The organism is Emticicia agri (genome assembly GCF_004168285.1).
Classification (GTDB): domain Bacteria; phylum Bacteroidota; class Bacteroidia; order Cytophagales; family Spirosomataceae; genus Emticicia; species Emticicia agri.
Map to the genome: position 1 here is coordinate 81614 of NZ_SEWF01000003.1, position 22960 is coordinate 104573.

General features: G+C 35.4%; 19 protein-coding genes and 1 tRNA gene. 15 read left to right on the forward strand and 5 right to left on the reverse strand.

The features are described 5' to 3' along the window. Positions 1–10: 10 nt before the first annotated feature. On the reverse strand, positions 11–1252 hold the full coding sequence (locus EWM59_RS02575; protein ID WP_130019392.1) for an exo-beta-N-acetylmuramidase NamZ family protein: 1242 nt from the start codon (positions 1250–1252) through the stop codon (positions 11–13). Between the two features lie 501 nt (positions 1253–1753). Then, complete coding sequence (locus EWM59_RS02580) at positions 1754–2518, reverse strand: hypothetical protein (RefSeq protein ID WP_130019393.1); 765 nt, start codon at positions 2516–2518, stop codon at positions 1754–1756. Positions 2519–2642: 124 nt separating this feature from the next. On the opposite strand from EWM59_RS02580, the gene EWM59_RS02585 reads away from it, so the two are divergent. From EWM59_RS02585 to EWM59_RS02605, 5 genes are all read left to right on the forward strand, one after another. Then, positions 2643–3953 (forward strand): cryptochrome/photolyase family protein, encoded by a 1311-nt coding sequence (locus tag EWM59_RS02585; protein WP_130019512.1) that lies wholly within the window; start codon positions 2643–2645, stop codon positions 3951–3953. A 457-nt stretch (positions 3954–4410) separates the two neighbouring features. Continuing rightward, positions 4411–7350: a PD-(D/E)XK nuclease family protein gene (locus EWM59_RS02590; RefSeq protein ID WP_130019394.1), complete on the forward strand. Its 2940-nt coding sequence runs from the start codon at positions 4411–4413 to the stop codon at positions 7348–7350. 2 nt (positions 7351–7352) lie between these two features. Beyond that, positions 7353–8477: a DegT/DnrJ/EryC1/StrS family aminotransferase gene (locus EWM59_RS02595; RefSeq protein WP_130019395.1), complete on the forward strand. Its 1125-nt coding sequence runs from the start codon at positions 7353–7355 to the stop codon at positions 8475–8477. Positions 8478–8484: 7 nt separating this feature from the next. Further along, positions 8485–9384: a glycosyltransferase family 2 protein gene (locus tag EWM59_RS02600; RefSeq protein ID WP_130019396.1), complete on the forward strand. Its 900-nt coding sequence runs from the start codon at positions 8485–8487 to the stop codon at positions 9382–9384. Further along, on the forward strand, positions 9374–10138 hold the full coding sequence (locus EWM59_RS02605) for a class I SAM-dependent methyltransferase (protein ID WP_130019397.1): 765 nt from the start codon (positions 9374–9376) through the stop codon (positions 10136–10138). The genes EWM59_RS02600 and EWM59_RS02605 overlap by 11 nt, the downstream gene beginning before the upstream one ends. A gap of 48 nt (positions 10139–10186) precedes the next feature. Here EWM59_RS02605 and purL read toward each other — a convergent pair whose 3' ends face one another. Next, a complete protein-coding gene (gene purL, locus EWM59_RS02610) occupies positions 10187–12433 on the reverse strand; it encodes a phosphoribosylformylglycinamidine synthase subunit PurL (RefSeq protein ID WP_130019513.1) in 2247 nt (748 codons plus the stop codon). Positions 12434–12573: 140 nt separating this feature from the next. Here purL and EWM59_RS02615 point away from each other — a divergent pair. From EWM59_RS02615 to EWM59_RS02630, 4 genes are all read left to right on the forward strand, one after another. Then, positions 12574–12658 (forward strand) — tRNA-Ser (locus EWM59_RS02615). An 83-nt stretch (positions 12659–12741) separates the two neighbouring features. Next, entirely contained in the window at positions 12742–12975 is a 234-nt protein-coding gene (locus EWM59_RS02620) for a 4a-hydroxytetrahydrobiopterin dehydratase (RefSeq protein WP_130019398.1), read from the forward strand. A 301-nt stretch (positions 12976–13276) separates the two neighbouring features. Then, positions 13277–14572, forward strand: coding sequence for an APC family permease (locus tag EWM59_RS02625; protein ID WP_130019399.1), 1296 nt, complete (start codon positions 13277–13279; stop codon positions 14570–14572). A gap of 47 nt (positions 14573–14619) precedes the next feature. Then, positions 14620–15765 (forward strand): trans-sulfuration enzyme family protein, encoded by a 1146-nt coding sequence (locus EWM59_RS02630; protein WP_130019400.1) that lies wholly within the window; start codon positions 14620–14622, stop codon positions 15763–15765. 96 nt (positions 15766–15861) lie between these two features. Here EWM59_RS02630 and EWM59_RS27530 read toward each other — a convergent pair whose 3' ends face one another. Both EWM59_RS27530 and EWM59_RS28545 read right to left on the reverse strand, forming a co-directional pair. Then, positions 15862–15999: a hypothetical protein gene (locus tag EWM59_RS27530; protein WP_165372089.1), complete on the reverse strand. Its 138-nt coding sequence runs from the start codon at positions 15997–15999 to the stop codon at positions 15862–15864. A gap of 219 nt (positions 16000–16218) precedes the next feature. Continuing rightward, the gene (locus tag EWM59_RS28545; RefSeq protein ID WP_262709105.1) at positions 16219–16353 is read right to left on the reverse strand and encodes a hypothetical protein; all 135 of its coding nucleotides are present in this window, start codon (positions 16351–16353) and stop codon (positions 16219–16221) included. A 222-nt stretch (positions 16354–16575) separates the two neighbouring features. Between EWM59_RS28545 and rsmI the strand changes: the two genes are divergently transcribed. The 6 genes from rsmI (at position 16576) to EWM59_RS28335 (ending at position 22926) form a co-directional block, all read left to right on the forward strand. Beyond that, positions 16576–17244, forward strand: coding sequence for a 16S rRNA (cytidine(1402)-2'-O)-methyltransferase (gene rsmI / locus EWM59_RS02635; RefSeq protein ID WP_130019514.1), 669 nt, complete (start codon positions 16576–16578; stop codon positions 17242–17244). Positions 17245–17306: 62 nt separating this feature from the next. Continuing rightward, positions 17307–18251, forward strand: coding sequence for a sterol desaturase family protein (locus EWM59_RS02640; RefSeq protein ID WP_130019401.1), 945 nt, complete (start codon positions 17307–17309; stop codon positions 18249–18251). A gap of 22 nt (positions 18252–18273) precedes the next feature. After that, positions 18274–19020: a 3-oxoacyl-[acyl-carrier-protein] reductase gene (fabG, locus tag EWM59_RS02645; RefSeq protein WP_130019402.1), complete on the forward strand. Its 747-nt coding sequence runs from the start codon at positions 18274–18276 to the stop codon at positions 19018–19020. A 176-nt stretch (positions 19021–19196) separates the two neighbouring features. Next, complete coding sequence (locus EWM59_RS02650) at positions 19197–21284, forward strand: vWA domain-containing protein (protein WP_130019403.1); 2088 nt, start codon at positions 19197–19199, stop codon at positions 21282–21284. Positions 21285–21919: 635 nt separating this feature from the next. Then, positions 21920–22432, forward strand: coding sequence for a DUF8465 domain-containing protein (locus EWM59_RS28330; RefSeq protein WP_229239266.1), 513 nt, complete (start codon positions 21920–21922; stop codon positions 22430–22432). After that, entirely contained in the window at positions 22429–22926 is a 498-nt protein-coding gene (locus tag EWM59_RS28335) for a Smr/MutS family protein (protein WP_229239267.1), read from the forward strand. The genes EWM59_RS28330 and EWM59_RS28335 overlap by 4 nt, the downstream gene beginning before the upstream one ends. Positions 22927–22960 lie beyond the last annotated feature (34 nt).

Consider the following 22960-nt stretch of genomic DNA (forward strand, 5'->3'; position numbering starts at 1 on the left):
TATTTTGGCGTTAAGGGTATAGTAAGTATTTCTTTCTCATGGTTTTATAGGCAGATAAACCTGGTTCCCAACTTTTACGGATTTCTTCTTCTGACTTGCCATCAATTATCTGTTGTTTAAAATTCCTTGTTCCTGCCAGTAGATTAATATCATTCATTTGTCTGCTTTGCGTTTTGTCAAAGAATTTTTCTTTATAAGGATAAGCCTTATATAAATCCATCATCCATTTCAGATTCAGTTTTCTGGATTTTCTCAGCTCACTGGTATCATAGTTTCTCAGGTCTATGCCATAACATTCTTCGTTCTGGTGTAAAGGCGTTTCACTCATGCCGGGTATGCTCACAGGTTTGAAATGAAATTCATATTTACCTTTTAAGGCCGGTGCTCCTAATACTGTAAACGGAATATAAGTACCTCTACCCTGGCTAAGAATGGTTCCTTCAAATAAACAGATGCTCGGATAAAGCAGGATAGATTGTTGCGAGTTTAGATTTGGTGATGGAAAAACAGGAAGTTCATAAGACATATCATGATTGTAGTTAGCTACTTTAATGATAGTAAGTTTACACTTTATTTTATTCGGAATCCACCCTTCGCCATTAATCATCTGGGCAAACTCTCCCATTGTCATACCATGTGTAATTGGGATAGGGTGCATACCAATACCAGAATGCAAATCGTCTTCTAACATTGGGCCATCAACAATATAGCCATTCGGATTAGGTCTGTCTAATATTATCAACTCCTTATTGTTTTCAGCACAGCCTTCCATTACATGGTTAAGAGTATTGATATAAGTATAAAAACGACAGCCTACATCTTGCATATCAAACACTACTAAATCAACATCGGCCAGATGTTCTTTTGATGGTTTTTTGTTTTTACCATAAAGTGATATAATAGGGATACCCGTTTTAGGGTCTGTATTATCTTCTACTTTTGCACCATTACTGGCATTGCCACGAAAGCCGTGTTCAGGACCAAAAACTTTTACCACATTTATACCCAAGGCTAACAAACTATCGACACTTGGTTTTTTACCAATAATAGATGTCTGATTAACTACCATCGCAATGCGTTTACCTTTCAGAAGAGAAAGATAAGAAGATAGCTGGTCTGCTCCGGTAATAATCTCTTTTGGTTTTATTTCAGAATTCTTTCCAGATAAATCACCTTTTGATTGACCAAAAAGAATAAATCCAATAATGGTTATCTGTAAGGGTAAGAGTGCTATGATAATAGCTTTTTTCATCTGGTACTATAAAGTTTTGGAAGTATGATTTATTTGCGAATAAACGAAAATGTAAGGACTTTTCTGCAAATATAAGGGCAGAAATTTAAAATGCCCTTGTTGTATTTTTAGTTATTCATGATTCCTTCTATCTTTCAAAGGTGCTTTATCACTCAAAATACCAGTTCATTCGGAATTTCTGATAATTTATGAAATTTAACTTCTGACTTATGTTGTATATAAGCCTGTGATGGAGAGGCTAGAAAAAATGGTTTTCTCAAAAGCCGACATGCTTTGGTGTGGTTGTTTGATATAAGCGAAAGCAACCTGCCGCTTTGGATGGGTATTTTTTGAATGGATATTGACACGACAAGCTAAAAAGGCTTTGAAATCGGGTATTGATAAGCAGCTTACTGAAAGATATGTGAAATACTAAAATCAAAATAACCGTACGGACATGAGTATAAAAAAGCAGATAGCTAAAAAACTATCTGCCTTTAACTTATAAATCATTCAGAACACTTATTCTTTAATCTCAAATTCAGAATCTTTCAATCCTTTGTTGATTTTTACTGATTGTACTTCTGATACTACTTCGCCCATTTGTCCGCCGCTTCTTTTGCTAACTGCAGGTATTAATACATCAGTACCTTTGAATTTCTTGTAGTTTTCATACAAAACGGTACTTTCAAATTTACCTCTTGGTGTTTCGTTAGAAGTAAAGTTTTTTACTTTCAGGCCAGATGCTACATCAAAATAATCTGTCCATTTTCTTCCGTCAGCCGTAGCGAACTCTACTTTATAGGCATCTTTATCGCCTACTTTCTCTGTTCCTAATACTGTACCTGTAATTCCTAAGTCTTTATACATCGTTTCAAAAAATGGGCTTGAGCGCATTGCCTGAATTTTAGCTGCGTTACCTTCCAACTGAGGACGGTTTCCTCCACCTCCACCATTTCCTCCGCCGCCATTCCCACCGCCACGTCCGCCAAAGCCGCCGCTACTTTGGAAATTCTTTCCATCATATACTGTTGACATTCCCGGATTCCCATTAAAGTACATATTCATGGCATATTTATCAGGAAATTTATATTTTACTTCTGTTTCAGAAGTGCCTCTTTGGCTTTCGCTTGTACTACTGATAGTTATATCCTGAATTTTAGCTATGGCATCTTTTCCACCGATAGCCGTAATATATTTGTCAATAATGGCATCAGCGGTAGGCGTGTCCTGAGCAAAACTACCCAAGGCAATGAATGAAAAAAGGCTAACAAAAATTCTTTTCATTGTTGTTTATAAATTTATAGAGTTTGATTTTGAATTAGACAAACAATTAACCTAAAAGTAAAGTTTTTATTTAAAGATATAGATTAAAAAATTAATACCGAAGATAAAAGTTCAATAAATGGAGATGAAGCAAAAAGTGAGTATATTCTGGTACAGAAGAGATTTAAGATTAGAAGACAATGCCGGACTTTATTATGCGCTCAAGGGTACTTATCCTGTAATACCTGTTTTTATTTTTGACTGCCAGATACTTGATAAATTAGACAATAAACACGATGCCCGTGTAGAGTTTATTCATAAAACTCTGAAAAATCTGCGTCAGCAATTAGCAGGAATAGGTTCGTCAATTATGGTAAAATACGGAAACCCAATTGAGGTCTGGAGAGATTTGATGAAAACATTTGACATTTCTGAAGTCTATACTAACCATGATTATGAAAAATATGCCATTGACCGTGATAGAAAAGTAGGAGAGCTGCTCAATGCTGAAGGGATTGGTTTTTATACCTACAAAGACCAGGTGATATTTGAGAAAAATGAAATTCTGACCGGAAGCAAAACACCCTATACGGTATTTACACCTTATAGCAAAAAATGGAAAGACCAGCTAAATGACTTTTACATAAAATCGTACCCGACTGAGCTGTACTTTAATAATTTTCTGAAAACTGAAAGCCTACCATTGCCTTCTTTAAAAGATATGGGCTTCTTTGAAACCGGAAAGAATTTTCCTGAAAAAAGTATTGATGAGAAAACCATTGAGGACTATGATAAATTAAGAGATATTCCTTCAATAGATGGTACAAGCCGATTGAGTGTTCATTTGCGGTTCGGTACTGTTAGCATCAGGAAACTGGTACAAAAGGCTTTGTCTCTGAATCAGATCTGGTTAAATGAATTGATATGGAGAGATTTCTATATGAATATTCTGTGGCATTTTCCACATATTAATAATGCAAAAGCATTCAGAAAAGAATACGATGAGATTGTATGGCGGAATAATGAAACGGAGTTTCAGGCATGGTGTGAGGGAAAGACAGGTTACCCGATTGTGGATGCAGGCATGAGAGAACTGAATGAAACAGGATTTATGCACAACCGGGTAAGAATGATAACTGCCAGTTTTCTGGTAAAACATCTGCTGATTGACTGGAAATGGGGTGAAGCCTACTTTGCAGACAAATTGCTTGACTATGATTTTGCTGCCAACAATGGCGGCTGGCAATGGGCCGCAGGAAGTGGTTGTGATGCTGCACCTTATTTCAGAATATTTAATCCGACTGCGCAGACACAAAGATTTGACCCTGAATTGAAATACATCAGAAGGTGGGTGCCGGAGGTCAGTAATTTTGATTATCCTGAACCTATTGTAGAACATACATTTGCCAGAGAACGTGTATTAAAAGCTTACAAAAAAGCTCTGGACAGAAAATAGTTTCTGAAAGTTAGTTTCTTTGTTTTGTTATATTTTTTGCAAACCCCTGAATCAGGCCTTGTATTACTTTACCTTGTAAATGTTTAATATTGATGTAAGTTTTTTGGTGATATAATGGAGCTTTGATGAGTGAATAATTAACTATTAATGGTGAAAATAATGGGTTTAATGTGATGAACTTCTTTTCTGTTAATACATGTAAGAATTATGAATTGCTGTGGTTGAAAATATAATCTTATAAAAATAGAGTTACTGTCTCTTACGCTATTACACTTAAATCAAGCCATAAATTAGAAAAGTATAGTTTTGTTGAAATACCTTTCAATAGAGATTTCTGTCCTTATAATAATTTTCATTGAATAAATCTGATAAAAAGCTGTAATTTGCATAAAGATTATCTATATTATCAATAAGCTGTTTCTACACTTGACAATAAATAGATGCTTCTACTCATTTATTGATAGTATTAGTTATTTCAATGGTATTTCTGGAACAATCGGCTCGTTACGTTTTTGATAAACACCCCTTGGCACAATTGAAAAATATTTGTGTCATTTTGCCTAACCGCAGAGCCGTGTATTATTTCAAGCGTTACTTAGCGCGTGTTTCAAAAGTTCCTTTTTTGGCTCCACAGGTTTTTGCTATTGATGATTTTGTTGCCAAAATGTCGGGTTTCAACCAGATTGACGCCGTTGGTTTATTATTTGAGTTGTATGAAACATTCAGAAAGTATGACCCCAATGTAAATTTTGATAGATTTATAGCATGGGCTCCTACTTTGCTAAGAGATTTTGATACCATAGACCAATACTTGATTGGCGACCCAAAGGCATTATTTGATTATATAAGCGAGGCTCAAACCATTGCCCGTTGGAATTTAGAGTTAGAAAAAATAAGTAAGCCATTTGTTGAAAGTACTTCTAATACAGATAAATATTTTAAACTCTTTGAAAATATCTATCATGTGTATAACGACCTGCATAGAGAATTGCGAATTAAAGGCTTCTGTTATAGGGGTATGTCATATCGACTGCTGGCAGAGGAGGTAGATACGCTTTTACTGGAAAACAGGGTTTTTGAAAAATTCTATTTCATTGGGTTCAATGCTTTCAGTAAGTCAGAAGAGAAAGTCATTGAGAAATTAGTAAAAGCCAATATGGCCGAAATGCTTTGGGATTCGGATGAGTATTTTATGAACCCAAAGTTTAATCATAAAGGCGGTAACCAGCTAAGAAAATATAAGGTCGGAGGGAAGTTTGGTCAATGGAACTGGAAAACAGACCATTTATTAACTGATGAGAAAAAAATCAGAATAATTGGTGTTGAAAATTCTACTTTACAGACCAAAGTAGCCGGAGCCATTTATGCAGACGTTATAGCAGAAAAACCAGATACGCCAACAGCCATTGTTTTGTGTGATGAGAATCTGCTATATCCTTTAATGTACTCGCTCGATAATGCGGTATCAGATTTTAATATTACGATGGGGCTCTCTCTGAGAGGTTCTATGTTATTTACCTTGATTGATGCTATTTTTGAGTTACAGCAAAATGTGGCCGAGTTTAAAGACAAATCAGGTGAAACGGTAAAAGTAGCCAAATATAGTCATCGTCATATTTTCAAGGTACTTAATCATCCATTCTGCCGCAGGTATGAGCAGATGAATTATATTAATCAGGAGAGTTCTTTTAAAATAAATATTTTCAGAGAAACGCTTAGGAGAATTATACAGGGAAATCTGGTTTACTTGAGTGAAGAAGAAATGCTTGAGTTTGGAAGGGGTGATAAACTTTTCAGAATTTTGTTCACCCGTTGGGGAGATAATTCTCAGAAATCGTTACAAGCATTTTATGATTTGATTGATGAACTGAGGGCTGTATATAGGGAATCGAAAGATGCTATTGAAACCGAGTATTTATATTTGTTCCTGACGATTCTGAATCGTCTTGAAAAAATACAATTTAATAATCGCCAATTAAACCTCAGAAGTTTCAAACATTTTTTATATGAATTAATCAAACAGGAAAAAATTCCGTTTAGCGGAGAGCCTATTGCTAACTTGCAAATTATGGGTATGCTTGAAACACGCTGTCTTGATTTTGAAAGAGTTATTTTTCTTTCGGTCAATGAAGGCGTATTACCTGCAACCCGACACCTTAATTCTTTAATTCCATTTGATGCATCAATAGAATTTGGTTTGCCTGTACATTCAGATCAAAATGCCATAATGTCTTATCATTTTTTCAGGCTTATGCAACGGGCCAAAGAAATAGATATTTTATATGTGATACCTACCGGGGAGGGTGTAAGTGGAGGAGCTACGGAAAAAAGCAGGTTTATTTTACAAATTGAGAATGAATTGGCTAAAGAAAATAAGAAAATTCAAATCTCCTATCCGAAGGTAAAATATAACAAAACTGCTGATAAAGATGTAGTTAGTAAGATAGCAATTCATAAAACTACGGATATTCTGGCTGAGGTCAGTCAACTGATTTCTGGTAATGGTCTTTATCCGACTTATCTGAATGAATATTTGCATTGCACCATGAAATTCTATTTTAATAAGATTGCCAGGATTTCGAAGAGAGAAGAAGTAGATGAGAATTTTGGTGCAGATATTTTTGGTACCTGGTTACATAATACTTTAGAGAAGATTGATAACGATTTTGGACCGATGATTACAAAAGAATTAATTGATTCGATTGTAAGCGAAATTCCGAAAAGATTAGAGACTGCTTACCTTGAGCAGTTTGGTGGATACGTAATTGACTCTGGGATGAATTACCTGTTAAAGCAGGTGGCTGAACAATTGTTGGAAGATTTTTTCAAACAACAAAAGCAAAGTCAGGTTTTCCCCTATCAGGTTTTGGAAACAGAAAGAAAAATTGAGGTAGTGTTTGATGTGCCTGTTCTTGGAAAAGTGCAAAAAGTAAAAATTGCCGGACGTGTTGACAGAATTGAAAAAGAAGGGAATACTATAAAAGTAATTGATTATAAAACCGGAAGAGTGGGAAAAAAAGAACTGGAAAAAGCAAAGGAACAGATTTTAGAAGAAGCTTTGGTTGACCCAGACAAAGAAAAACTCAGACAATTGTGGCTTTATCAATACCTTATGCTGAAGAGTATAAATCAGGATAAGAGTTTTTTATTAGGAGGAGAAAATCCTGAGAATCATGATGTGAAAGCAAAAATTTATTCTTTTAGAAATATGAAAGAAAATTTAGAGGTAAATTTGAGTTTTAATGATAACCCAAGTATCTTTGGTTTTATAGAAAAATCAGAGCAGATATTAGCCGATTTAATAAAAGAAATGCTTAATCCTGAAGTCCCATTTATTCAGACAAATAATCTGGTAATTTGTGAAAGGTGTGATTTTAAAGGAATTTGCGGAAGATAAAAATGACAAATTTTAAAAATACATTGAGCACACGTAAGAATCATATCCCATTTTTAGATTTGAAATTATTGAATCGGGATTATGAGAAGTCTATCAATGAGGTGCTATCCAAAAAAATTGCGTCAGGATGGTATATATTGGGTGAGGAAGTAAAAGTTTTTGAAAAATCATTTGCAGAATATTGCGAAACCAAACATTGTATAGGTGTTGCCAACGGTCTTGATGCATTGCTACTTTTGTTAAAGGCTTCTGATTTTCCAAAGGGTTCAGAAGTTCTCGTTCCATCAAACACCTATATTGCGAGTATACTTGCTATTTCATTGGCTGGTCTTACTCCTGTTTTAGTAGAACCAGACATCCATACTTACCTGATTGACCCAAAAAAGATTGAAGAAAAAATTACCAAAAATACTAAAGCAATTTTAGTGGTGCACCTTTATGGCAAGTGTTGCGAGATGGAGCCAATCAATGAAATTGCGAAAAGAAATAATTTAAAAGTTTTTGAAGATGCAGCCCAGTCTCATGGAGCTATTTATCAGAATAAAAAAGCAGGTAATTTGTCGGATGGAGCAGGATTTAGTTTTTATCCGACAAAAAACCTGGGAGCGATGGGCGATGCAGGAGCAGTAACAACCAATGATGATGTTCTGGCAAGTAAGATACGAGCTTTGAGGAACTATGGGTCAGGAGAAAAATATGTTTTCGAGGAGCAAGGAATCAATAGTCGGTTAGATGAAATGCAGGCAGCTATCCTGAGTGTAAAGTTGCCGAATCTGGATAATGAAAATAAAGTTCGCCAGTCAATTGCAAAAAGATATTTAACTGAAATTAATAACCCGACAATTACTTTACCATTTGCCGGAACAATAATGGAAGATGTCTGGCATTTGTTTGTAGTAAGAACCCGAGACCGTGATAAATTCAGAGAGTATCTTTCTCAAAATAAAATTGGCTCAGATGTTCATTATCCGGTTCCGCCACATCAACAGTTGGCCTACAAAGACTGGAACAATGATTCTTATCCGATTTCAGAAAAAATACATCAGCAGGTAATAAGCTTGCCACTAAATGCTACCTTGTTAGAAGAAGAGGTGAGTTATATAATCGAAAAAATTAATTCGTATTGAGTCGCCTATGTTATTATCTGTAGTTATACCTGTTTATAAAGGAGAAAAAACGATTACTAAACTTGTAGAAAAACTACAAGACGAACTAAAGAAGTATGACTTTGAAATAATACTGGTAAACGATGGCAGTCCGGATAATTCAGAGCAAGTGTGTTTTTCACTGAACGAAAAATATAAGAATCTTCATTTTATTTCCCTTCGTAAAAATTTCGGAGAATTTAATGCGGTTATTTGTGGGTTGCGATATGTGAAAGGAAAATATGCCGTAATTATAGATGATGATTTCCAGAATCCTCCTTCAGAAATTCTTAAACTTCTTAACAAAGCTCAGCAAGAAAACCGTGATGTAGTGTATAGTTACTACACAGATAAGAAACATCATTTTTTCAGAAACCTCGGAAGTTGGGTAGTTAACCGAATCACTACCTGGTTGATTCATAAACCTGCAAATTTATATTTATCAAGTTTTAAACTCATCAGTAAAGAAGTTATTGCTGAGATTATTAAATATACAGGGCCCTATCCATATATTGATGCCTTGATTTTCAGAGTTACCAATAATGTGGGAAGAGTGGAGGTAGCACATAATGATAGAATGGAAGGCGAGTCTAACTATACCATTAAGAAATTAGTCAGACTTTTTATTATCATTGTTTTTGTTTACTCACTTTTACCTATTCGGTTTGTACAGGCAACAGGTATATTCCTGATAGCTTCATCTTTAATACTTACTTTTTTATATTTAATCAATGTAATTGCTGACTGGCAAATACTTATGTTTATTTTCTTTGGGGGAATACAACTTAGCTCGATAGGTATCATTGGTGAATATGTTGGTAAATTATTCCTAACTCAGAACGAAACTCCGCAGTTCGTAGAAAAGTATAACTCAAATCATGTTAAGTAGTAGAGAAGAATACCAGATGATGTATGACTCTGAAGAGAAACTTTGGTGGTATAAAATTCTGCATGAGAAAATTCTGAAAGAGATTAAATCGAAATTTGCAGAGGACAAAAGTATAAATATTCTTGATGCCGGTTGTGGAACAGGAGGATTAATGAGTTTTTTAATTCAGCACGGTTATAAGAATATTGAGGGATTTGATTTTTCAAAAGATGCGGTGAGTTTCTGCAAGGAACGGAAATTGAAAGTTCAGCACATTGATGTTACCAATTTTGATCTTGAATTTGTAGATTCTTCTTTTGATGTGATTATTAACGATGATGTATTATATCAGTTTGAAGATAATATTATCGTGAAAGCCCTGAAAAATCTTGAGAGAAAATTGAAATCTAATGGAATTTTGATTTCAAACAACAATGCTTTCGATATTTTTTATGGAACACACGATATAGCAGTAGGTGGTTTACAAAGATTTACAAAAAGTGACTTTGAAAAATACCTGACCCAAACCGGATTAAAGATTTTTCGCTACTCATATTGGAGCCTTTTCTTGTCTCCTTTGATTTTATCGGTTCGATTACTTCAGCAGTTTCAGTTAAAGTTCAATTTAATTAACAGAGCTGAGATTAAGTCAGATGTGAGTGTACCTGGGAATTTTGTGAATAATATATTATACAAGATTGTGAAAGTAGAGGAAAAGATTTTTACGAACGGGGGCTTTGGAAGTTCTTTGTTTTTGGTAATGATAAAAAAATAAAGACCTCCGTTAAGAGGTCTTTATTCATTTATAGAAATTTGCTAAGTCTTAATTCATGATTTTTCCTATCACATTATCATAAAGATTTTTAGCAGTTTTGCATGTAATCACTGTTTCTCCGTCAATAATAAAGCTTCCTTCATTTACTTCGCCTAAAAAAGTAAAACTTACATTTTTGCTTCGTAATAAATTTTCAATCGAATCCTTTTGCGAATTATTCGCTGAAATTACAACTCGGCTTTGGGCTTCACCAAATAAGAAAGCATCGGTTCTTAATTGAGCATCCGTTTTAATACTGAAACCTAATTCATTGGTAAATGACGATTCTGCCAATGTGATAAACAATCCTCCATCTGAAATGTCATGTACTGATTGAACTAGTTTATTTTGAATCAATTCTTTGATAGCTTGTTGTACATTGAACTCGGTATCCAAATCAAATGCAGGAGCAGGAGATGCTTTTACGTCACGGTATGAATATAGATACTCAGAAGAGGCAATGTCGTTTTTTGGCTCACCCACTAAGTAAATTAAATCTCCGGCATTTTTGAAATTCAAGGTCATGTGGTTCTCAGTATTTTCTAACAAACCTAACATACCTATAGTTGGCGTAGGAAATACTGGGCCATCATCTGAACTTTGGTTATAGAAACTTACATTACCACCAGTTACCGGAGTACTGAATTTGATACAAGCTTTACTCATTCCTTTTACAGCACCAACAAATTGCCAGTACACTTCGGGATTATATGGGTTTCCAAAATTCAGATTATTGGTAATAGCCAACGGTTCGCCTCCAGTACACACAATATTACGCGCTGCTTCAGATACGGCAATCTGGCAACCAATTTCCGGATCGGCATTTACATATCTTCCGTTACAATCAACAGTAATAACAATGGCTTTATCTAAATTGCCTTTTTCAGGATTTCTTAATCTTACTACTGCCGCATCCGACGGACGGTTTGTGCTACGGTTGGCAGTTCCAACTGTTGAATCATATTGTTCGGTAATCCATTTGCGTGAACAGATATTTGGGTGAGACAAAAGATGTTCTGCTATTTTTACCAATTCTGCCTGGCCATTAATATCGGCCACTGAGTTAATGTCGAATTTTTTGAATTCCTGATAATAAGCAGGCTCACTATATTTGCGATGATATTGTGGAGCTCCACCACCCAAAACTAAATCTTCTGCCGGAACATCAGCAATCAATTTCCCGTGTTGATAGAAATGGAGTCGTTGGGTATCGGTTACTTCACCAATCTGGGCACAATGCAAATCCCATTTATCAAATATAGTTTTGATTAAATCTTCTTTACCTTTTTGTACTACCACCAACATTCTTTCCTGCGATTCTGAGAGTAAAATCTCCCAACCGTGCATGTTTGACTGACGGGTCGGAACTTTATCCAAATCTATAATCATTCCATGTTCGCCTTTGGCACTCATTTCAGAAGTAGAGCAGATGATACCTGCTGCACCCATATCCTGGATTCCGATTACATAGCCGCTACCGAGAATTTCTAAAGTAGCTTCTAACAATAGTTTTTCCATAAAGGGATCCCCTACCTGAACAGCCGGAAGTTTCTCCGTTGATTTATCGGTAATATCTTCTGAGGCAAAAGTTGCTCCATGAATTCCATCTTTTCCGGTAGCAGACCCAACTATAAATACCGGATTGCCCACACCATAAGAGGTAGCCGACGCTTGTTTACCAACTTCAACTATACCAGCAGAAAAGGCATTCACCAAAGGATTGGTATTATAACAATCGTCGAAATAGATTTCACCACCAACTGTCGGAATCCCAAAGGCATTACCATAATCACCAATTCCTTTTACCACACCTTTTAATAGACGTTGTGTTTTTGGGGAGTTGATGTTTCCGAATCGGAGAGAATTTAATTGAGCAATAGGGCGAGCACCCATCGTGAAAATATCACGGTTGATTCCACCTACACCAGTAGCAGCACCCTGATAAGGTTCTAATGCAGAAGGGTGATTGTGTGATTCTATCTTGAAGCTACATGCCAGACCATCACCAATATCAACCAGACCTGCATTTTCCTCACCTGCTTTTGCTAACATGCGGTCAGAATCACGCGGTAATGTTTTTAGCCATACAATAGAATTTTTGTATGAGCAGTGCTCCGACCACATCACTGAAAAAATGGATAGTTCAGTGAAGTTGGGAGTTCGTCCTAAGATTTGTTTGATTTTCTCAAATTCTTCGGGCAATAAGCCAAGTTTTTTGGCAGTTTCGAAAGTTGGAAGTTGTTCGATTGTTTCCACAAAAAGAAGTATTCGTAAAATTTTCACAAATTTACGGTTTTTCGAGGGCTTCTGAAAGGAAAAAAAAACTAAAAATTATTTAGCGAGGGGTTGACATTAATTGAGGAAAGCCGTATCTTTGCAAAACATTTCAGTAACACAGAGAGATGGCAGAGTGGTCGATTGCGGCGGTCTTGAAAACCGTTGACTGTTAAAGGTCCGGGGGTTCGAATCCCTCTCTCTCTGCAAAAGCCGAATCATTTGATTCGGCTTTTTTTTGTTGTATATTGTATTGAGGTTTCAGATACACACATTTAACAATTAAAATTATGTGGAAGGAAGAAGACAATAAATTAAGCAGAACCTTCAAATTTAAAGATTTCTCGGAAGCTTTTGCCTTTATGACCCGTGTCGCATTTTTAGCGGAAACTCAAGGACACCATCCTGACTGGTCAAATACCTACAATAAAGTAAATATTACTCTATCAACACATGATGCAGGGAATATTGTTACTGATAAAGACAGAGATTTGGCAAAAGCCATAGATAAGTTGCTTAAATAAAGTAGTAATTTTAAGTGCTAATTGGTGTTTATAAAGTGTTGATAATCAATTACTTACAAGAGTATGTTTTTTGCTACATAATACCAAATCCCAAGAAATTAGATTTTTTTATACGAAAACCTTGAAAAAAGCTGATCATATAGCTAACTATTATGGCTGAGAATTGAATATTTGTTGCTTGCTTGATATATTGTACAGTACATTTAATTCTCAGCCATAATAAATCCTGCACAAGTGTATAAAAAAATCCGAAAAACGACGCTTTTACTCGTTCTTTTTTAACAAAACTATAACCAATAAAATGTCTGACCAGTTTAAAAGAGCCATAAGCTTATATAGTTTAACCATGATTGCTATTGGCTCAAGTATTGGGTCAGGTATTTTTAAAACACCATCAGAGATTGCCACTTACTTACCATCAGAAGGACTTATGCTTTCGGTTTGGGTAATGGGAGCTATTATAGCTGTTTGTGGAGCACTTACTTTTGCCAGTATTTCTTCTAAGTTTTCTAAAGTAGGTGGTTTTTATGTGTTTATTAAAGAGGCTTTCGGCGAATTACCTGCATTTCTTTATGGATGGTCGATGCTTGTGGTTATTAATACAGGGTCATTGGCAGCGTTAAGTTTGGTTTTTACTTCTTATCTCGGCGTTTTTATAGAAATTTCAGAAAATGTTCAGGTAATCATAGCTGTTTTTACTATTGTAGCGCTTACCATTATGAATATCGTAGGGGTAAAACTGGGAAGTATCTTTGCCAGCATTTTTACCAGTACCAAGCTGTTGGGTATTTTTATAGTTGTAGTTATTGGTATTTTGTTTGGCGTAAATGAAGAAATTCATCTGAATAATTTCAATTTGCCTGAAAATACGAATAATTTATCATTAATTTCAGCTTTTGGGCTTGCCCTGATAGGAGTTTCATTCTCTTATGGGGGGTATCAACATGCTACTTTTGTGGCTGGAGAGGTGAAAGATGCCGCCAGAATAGTGCCAAAAGCTATGATTCTGGGCATATTTGTTGTATGCCTGGCCTATTTAACAATCAATATTGCTTATTTGAGACTATTACCAATCAGTAACATAGCCACTTCTAATAGTGTTGCTTCAGATGCGATTAGTGTGGTATGGTCGATAGGTGGTAAATTTATTTCCTTTTTAATAATATTATCTGTTTTAGGTACTATTGGTATTTATATTCTGACGGCTCCACGTATTTATTTTGCTATGGCAGACGATAAATTGTTTTTCAAGAAGTTTGCTGAGATACATCCTACCTATAAAACTCCCTTCTGGGCTATTATTTTTCAATCTTTGTGGACTATTTTTTTATTAATTTTCTGGAAAACGTTCTCAAATCTGATAACTTATGTGGTTTTTGTAGATACGGCCTTTTTTTTCCTGGCAGCTTTGACTTATTTTTGGTTGTTGAAGGAAAAAACGCTTGCCGGAAGCATAGGTGCTATTGTTTTTATGGGTATGTGTGCTTTTATAGTAGGCAATACTTTACTTGAAAAACCACAGCAGGCAGGTGCCGGATTACTTTTTTTAGGAGTCGGCTGTGTTTTTTATCTATTCTTTAAGAAAAAATCAAATTAGTAATTCATTTCTACACTTTTTTAAGCTAAACAGGGAAATATTACCTTATGAACGACTCTTATATTATTAATCAGCTCGCTGAAAATCGTGAGCAATACTTTCATGCAGTTGCCCCACCCATTATTCAGACAAGTAATTTTGCTTATCCAACGGTAGATGAATTTGCCTATGCAGTTACGCATGAAAAAGATGAACACATTTATACAAGAGGTAATAACCCCACAGTAAATATGCTATGCCAAAAAATGGCAGCATTGGAGGGAGCAGAAGATTGTTTAATGGTTGGCAGTGGAGCCGCCGCTATTACCAACGCAATTATGTCGCAAGTAAGTATGGGCGATCATATTGTTTCTGTTAAAAACGTCTATAGCTGGGCTACCCGGCTCATGACAAATACACTTCCTCGGTTTGGAATTACTACTACTTTTATAGATGGGACTGATATTAACAATTTTGTTGAGACAATTTCTGATAAAACCCGTCTAATTTATTTAGAATCACCCATTTCGTGGACATTCGAAATTCAGGACTTAGAAAAAATTGCCGAATTAGCCAGAAAAAAAGGTATTATAACCATTATAGATAATAGTTATTGTACGGCTCTTTGCCAGAAACCTATTGAATTTGGTATAGACATAATAATTTACTCAGCCACTAAATACTATAATGGACATAGCGATATAGTAGCAGGTGCTATTTGTGGTTCAAAAGAGAAAATGACCCAAATTTTCTATAACGAGTATATGACTTTTGGGAATATCTTGTCTCCACAAAACGCCTGGCTTATGTTGCGCAGTCTCCGTACTTTACCCATCAGGCTCAAACAATCTTCAGAAAGTACATTGAAAATACTTGACTTTCTTAGAAAGTCGCCTAAAATAGACAAAATATGGTATCCATTTGAAGAATCTAATCCTCAAATCGACCTTGTGAATAAGCAAATGAAAATGCCAATGGGGATGTTTACCGTATCACTTAAAAACAAAGATATATCATCAATCAAAAAATTCTGTGAATCTTTACAGAGTTTTCTGATTGCGGTGTCCTGGGGAGGACACGAATCTCTAATAATGCCCAAATGTGCATTTGTTAGCGAGACAGACCCACAAGCAAGTATGATCCGATTTTATATCGGCTTAGAGGAGGCAGACTATATTATTGAAGACCTGGAGAAAAACCTTTTTTTATTGTAAATTGGGATTCATCTCATTGTCCGAAAAGCAAAAACAGTATCGATAAATACACATTTTGTGTATTCTAAGCAACGTAATCTGTATTAAACAGGGATATTACCAGGCGTAAACTGAACGAGGACGAGATTGTAAGCGAGCCAAATATCCTTTTGGTGCATATAATTCTTTTTCTTCATTCATGCGGGTCATTAAAAGACCACCAAAAGCGAGTGATGCGATAGTAAGTAGTAACATAGTTTTAAGCACGTTTAATGTGTACAATTTTCTAAAATTCCTTGCAAAAAAGCAATAACTAAAAAAACTATAAGTCAATAATTGGATTTTTTTATCCTAAAATAGGACTCTTTTACGGTAGTTTTAGTTAAAAAAAAGCACAAACATTCAAAAATTGTATTAATAATAGGTATTTCAAGTTGTGATACAGATTTTTGAATAACAATAGGGGACTTTAAATTAATAAGAATAAACGTTACGTGGGCGAGTTTGTAAACTCATCAGGTAACCTTTTGGAGCATAAAGCTCAGTTGTTGCACGTACTTTGGTCATCATCAGACCACCTACGGCGAGGGCTATGGCTGCTAATAACATGGCTTATAAGGTTTATTAGTTCTTCAAAACTATGTATTTAATTTTGTTTTGTCAAGTATTTTCAGAAATTTTTGAAAATAATATAACAAATGAATGTCAGTTTTTTATTAAACGGCTAAATATTAGTGATTTCTTATAAAAATATCCTATTAATAAGCTTTTAATTCAGGATAATCTTCCAGTTGAACGTTGAAATTTGTACTTTTGTCGAAAAAAAATATAGTGAAGCTTGTTCTTGTACCGACACCAATTGGCAATTTAGAAGACATTACATTGAGAGCAATCAATGTAATTAAAGAAGCTGATTTAATACTCTCTGAAGATACACGCAATACAGGTTTTCTTCTTAAACATCTGAATATAACTAAGCCTTTGCAAAGCCATCACGCTTTTAATGAACACCAGACTGTGGGAAAGGTGGTAGAAAGGCTTAAAAAGGGAGAAAAAATCGTACTTGTATCAGATGCAGGTACGCCGGCTATCTCTGATCCCGGTTTTTTATTGGTAAGAGAGTGCATAAGAAATGGGGTAGAGGTAGAATGTCTGCCTGGACCCACTGCATTTGTGCCAGCATTGGTTAATTCTGGGTTGCCTTGTGATAGATTTACCTTCGAAGGTTTTCTTCCAGTGAAAAAAGGCAGACAAACGAGATTAAAATCTCTTATAGAGGAAGAAAGAACGATGATTTTCTATGAATCACCGTTCAGATTGCTTAAAACACTTGAAAATTTTGTAGAAACCTTTGGCGCAGACAGACAAGCCTCTGTATCGAGAGAAATTACTAAAATGTTTGAAGAAAACGTTCGGGGAACTTTAACTGAAATCATTGCGAATTTCGCCAATCGTAGCATTAAAGGAGAGATAGTAATTGTAGTTCAGGGGCGTACTTAAATCAAAAAGCCTTAAAGCCCTGATTACAAGAAGTTTAATATGTTTTAATTATTTGCTTTTTTATGTTCGAAAGTCTTAAAAACTACACCATTGAGCAGCTTGTTATTATTTTTTCAACGCCTCTATATACTTTTTTGATTCTTGGAGAAATCGTATTAAGTAGCATTCAGGATCGTCGGTTTTATACCTTTAAAGATACTGTTACTAATATTTATCTGATGCTGCTGAACGGAGGCATTGATTTGTTATCTCGTGGGGTTACCTGGGTGATACTGGCCTGGTTTTTTCAATACCGTTTCTTCGAAATACAAAATCCGATTCTTTACTGGTTTTTATTGTTTATAGCCGAAGATTTTGTGTTTTATATCTTACATGTGGTTGACCATCATTCAAGATTCTTCTGGGCGGCACATGTTACCCACCATTCATCTGAGCAATTTAACTTGACAGTTGGCTTTCGCTCATCAGTATTCCAACCGCTATATAGATTCATCTATTTTATACCGCTATCGTTAATGGGATTTAAAGTGGCAGATATTGCAGTGATGTATTCCATAACCCAGATTTATGGTATCCTGGTACATACCAGTTATGTGCCAAAGTTTCGCAAAATGCCTTTAAAATTATTAGAATACGTAATAGTTACGCCATCACAGCACCGGGTACACCATGCGTCTAATATAGAGTATCTGGATAAAAATATGGGAATGTGCCTTACTATATGGGATAGAATGTTCGGTACTTTTCAGGAAGAAATCGATGATTTGCCTATTAAGTATGGCCTTGTTTCGCCTTTAGAAAACAGGAATGCGGTTAATATTGTGTTCCATGAATGGGTAAAATTAGTTGCTGATTTAAAAAAGCCGGTGAGTTTATTTACCAAAATAAAATATATGTTTATGCCTCCAGGCTGGTCTCACGATGGAAGTACCAAGACCAGTAAAGGCTTAAGAGAAGACCTGAAAAGAGAAAAAGAAGCCATTGAAACCTTAACTGAATCCGTTTAACACTAATTATTCAAAATCATACATGAAATTACTCGAAAATAAAATTGCCTTAGTTACGGGAGCCTCACGTGGAATTGGGAGAGAAATTGCTAAAAAGTTCGCAGAACAAGGGGCAAATATCGCATTTACGTACTTATCAAGCGTAGAGAAAGGGCAGGCCTTAGAAGCCGAATTGGCGGACTATGGTGTAAAAGCTAAGGGGTATCGTTCTGATGCCTCTGATTATACCGCTGCCGAGCAGCTAATTACAGATGTTGTAAGCGACTTTGGAACCGTAGATATTCTGGTTAATAATGCCGGAATCACCCGAGATACACTCTTAATGCGTATGTCAGAAGAACAATGGGATGAAGTGTTGCGAGTAAACTTGAAATCAGTTTTTAATCTTACCAAGGCAGCAACAAAGCCGATGATGAGGGCAAAACAGGGGTCAATTATCAATATTACTTCTGTAGTAGGTTTAATGGGTAATGCCGGGCAGGCTAATTATTCGGCTTCTAAAGCAGGTATTATCGGTTTTACCAAATCTGTTGCTAAAGAATTAGGATCAAGAAATATCCGTTCTAATGCACTTGCTCCGGGTTTTATTGAAACAGAAATGACTGGAGAACTGAATGAAAAGGCTTTGGAAGACTGGTTGAAAAATATCCCATTGAAACGGGCAGGTCAGGGTGAAGAAGTAGCGAATGCTTGTGTATTTTTAGGCTCTGATATGTCAAAATATATAACCGGACAGGTTTTGCAGGTTGATGGAGGTATGCTGATGTAAGCATCTATCATGTATTCATAGTATTCTGTCGTAGTTTCTATCGTCAAGGGTGATTAATAGCTACCCTTGACGATATTTTTTTGTATCTTGGCAAAATATTTGTTCACTTAAGGTGTTGTTTTAGTAGTACTATTTTTTAATAAAAATTTCACGTTAATTAACGGAATCCGGGGTTTATGAAATCCGAACTTATCTTTCAATCTTCACCATGGTTTATTATACTTTGCTTGCTCGCAGGAGCAGTTTATGCTGTTGTATTATACCAAAAAAAGACCAACTTTTCAGTACTACAAAACAGGCTTTTAGCTGTTGCCAGGGGCTTGCTGGTAGCACTTTTAGCTTTTCTGCTGATAAACCCTTTATTAAGAAGTAATAAGTCGACAATTGAGAAGCCAACAGTAGTATTAGCTATTGATAATTCAACATCGATGGCACAAGGAGGTCAGGATAAGCTGACACAACTAAAAGATAATTTGCAAAAGCTGAAAGATGATATTGAGTCTAAAGGTGCAAGTGTAGAAATCAAGACTTTTGATGAGGAAGGTGATAACAAAGATATTAATGGTATAAAATTCGGAGAAAAAACTTCTGATTTATCAGGTTTACTGGCAAATGTGAAAAATAATTACGAGGGAAGAAACCTTACAGATGTCATCTTAGTATCTGATGGGATTGCTAACTCAGGTATTTCGCCCACTTATGGAAAATATAATTTCAATATTCATTCGATAGGACTTGGAGATACTACCCAGAAAAAAGATATAAAACTTAACGCAGTTTATACCAATAGAATAGCCTATTTGAGTAATAAATTCCCTGTGCAGGCCGAAATTTCGAGTTTTGGATACCTGGGGAAGTCCACCTCAGTTTTATTGAAACAGGGAGGTAAAGTATTAGACAAACAAATTATCAGTTTCGATAAGCCTACAGACCTTAAGCAGGTAACTTTTTATACGGCTGCCGAGCAAAAAGGTATGCAACGATATATTATAGAAGTTGTACCAAGTAGTGGCGAGTTTTCAACAAGAAATAATTCAAGAGATGTTTATATTGATGTAGTAGATGGAAAAGAAAAGGTTCTATTAGTTGCTTTGGCTCCACACCCAGATATCAAGGCCATTAAATCTATTATAGAAAAAAATGAACTTTATGAACTGACAGTAAAGATAATTCAGAGTGATAATATCAGTGAAATAGGGAACCAACCGTTCGATGCCCTGATTCTCCACCAGCTGCCTGATTTATACGGAGCAGGTGGAAGTCTAATAAACCGCTTATTAGCCCAACAGAAGCCCACTTTATTTATATTGGGTAATCAGTCTAATATTGCCAGCTTTAATGGCCTACAACAAACATTGAGTATTATTTCGCAGGCCGGAAGAGCAGATAAGGTAACAGCAAAGTTTAACAGTAGTTTCAACCTGTTTAACCTTGATGGAGAAAAACTAAACATTCTGGAGAAATTACCCCCGTTGTTATCTCCATTTGGAGAGTATAGACCGGCCACAGGCAGCGAAACTATCCTTTACCAAAGAGTTGGGTCATTGGTAACGCCTAAGCCTCTTCTAATAGCTAATACAGCCAATGCCCGTAAATCTGCTGTTTTGGCCGGAGAGGGTATGTGGCAATGGCGTTTAGAAGAGTTTGCACTTACTGACAAACAAGAAGTAGTGGATGAAATATTCATGAAAACACTACAATTGATTTCAGTGAAAGACGACAAACGCAAATTAAGGGTTTATCCTGTTTCACCCGAGTTCTCGATTGATGATAAAGTTATTTTTGAGAATGAAGCCTATAACGATATCTATGAGCGCATTTATAACCAGAATATCAAATTAGACATTACAGACGAAAGAGGAACCACTAAGAGTTATAATTATACGATTAGTCAGGAGAATACCCGTTTTGAAATAACAGGCTTAGGCGAAGGGGTATATCGCTACAAAGCATCAACACAGGTATTAGGTAAGAGTGAGGTAGTAGATGGACAATTTATAGTCAGAAATGCCGATTTAGAAGGGCTTACCAATACAGCTGATTTTAATATGCTACGTACGTTGGCTCAGCAAAACAACGGAAAGTTTTTTGTAGCTAATCAATTAGATAAATTGAAAGAATACTTATCATCAAATCAAAGCCCAGACAAAGTAATGAGTGTTGAAGAGATGAATGAGTTCATTAATTTAAAGTGGGTTTTCTTTGTTTTGCTCATTTTAGCTTCAATTGAATGGGTAACCAGAAAATATCTTGGAAGCTATTAATTATGGCTCTTTCCATCATTTTTTATATTTCGTAATAAAAAGACTTTTTAATAGTATTGCGAATTTTTAGCCTGATTTTATGAATTAACGGTAACATTTTACCGTATTTTTACATAGAGTCAGGCTTTTTTTGTACTTTATTGATGTGAAAAGAATGCATTTATTGTATTTTTCTTTGTCTTCCTGCTTTTAAAATACATCATTTTTATTTCCTTATTTTATTTTTTTATATAAAAAAGCTGTTTTGTTGCTGCACAGTTTTTCCCCTAAAAGTAAATAAGCCAATCAAGAATTTTAATATGACACCGTTTACGAGTTTAACTGTTTTTATTTCTCGTTTTATTTAAGATAAAATTTAAAAACGAAGGTTTTGGTAATTTTTACTGAATTTATGAATCTGAAATTTTAAGGCTGTTTTATTGCTTCTTTAGTCTTAGGAGGCAAAGATTTTTACAATTCCCTTCTTAATGCTTTTTATATATTTAGTAGATTTGCATACGAGTAAGAATAGTATTTTTCTTAGAAAGAAATTTGGATTTTAGCGCATGCTATGAAATTAATTTAGTGTTTGTGCTGTTATAGAAATTGTCTGTTGATAGCTTACAGACACAATTTTACATAACGAATAACACACCATGAATATAGGAGATAAGGTAAGGCTCTTACACTCGAAAGAAGAAGGAATAATTACACGATTTTTAAAAGATAACGTAGTAGAGGTTGAGATTGAAGCAGGATTTAAACTACCTGTATTAAGGAGAGAATTAGCAATTGTTTCGAAAACAGAGCAACAGTTTTTTAAACCTGTTCAACCATCCTCTGGCAATGAAGTAACTAAACAAAAAGATACTAAGCCAGTAATCAAAGCTGATAAGGGAGTTTTTTTAGCTTTTTTACCAGTTAATGATAAAAGTGTAGCCGTCTATCTTATTAATAATTCTGACTGGAATTTCCCTTTTACATTGACTTTACACACCGAAAGGATTCATGTGGGTTTGTTGGGAGGAGTGCTTCAGGCCAAAAGTTCTCAGAAATCGCCCCTGGAATTAGCGATCAAGGATATGGAAGAATGGGGTAGTTTTTCTTTTCAGGCCTTTTATTATAATGACGGACCTTTTGACGAACGAGCCTCTCTGTCAAAAAAATGAGAGTGCGTTCTAATACCTGGGCTAATTACAAGAAAAAAGCACCTTTATTAGAAAAGGACGCTTATCTATATCAGCTTGATTCGGATGAAGTAGAAGTAACTGTGCAAAAACCCAAAGAACAGGAGAAAAAACTCGTTATTGATGTAACAAAGCTGAAAGAAGGAATGATGGAGAAAAAAACAGCAGATGTTTTACCAAAGACTTATGAGAAACCTACGCAGATAGTTGATTTGCATATTGAAGAGCTGACCAAAAACCATCGGTCAATGAATAATGCAGAAATGCTTGAATTACAGCTAAACACGTTTTTAACTAAGTTTGAGCAGGCGATAGCGAGCGGTATGGATGAAATAACCTTTATACATGGCGTAGGGAATGGTGTATTAAGGCAGGAGATACAAAGAAAACTATCAGGTCATAAAAATGTGGCGTGGTTTGAAGATGCTCAGAAAGAGAAGTTTGGATATGGTGCTACGAAAATTAAGATTAAATAGTATTCACTTCTTAAACCAATAATTTTTTTTGGTT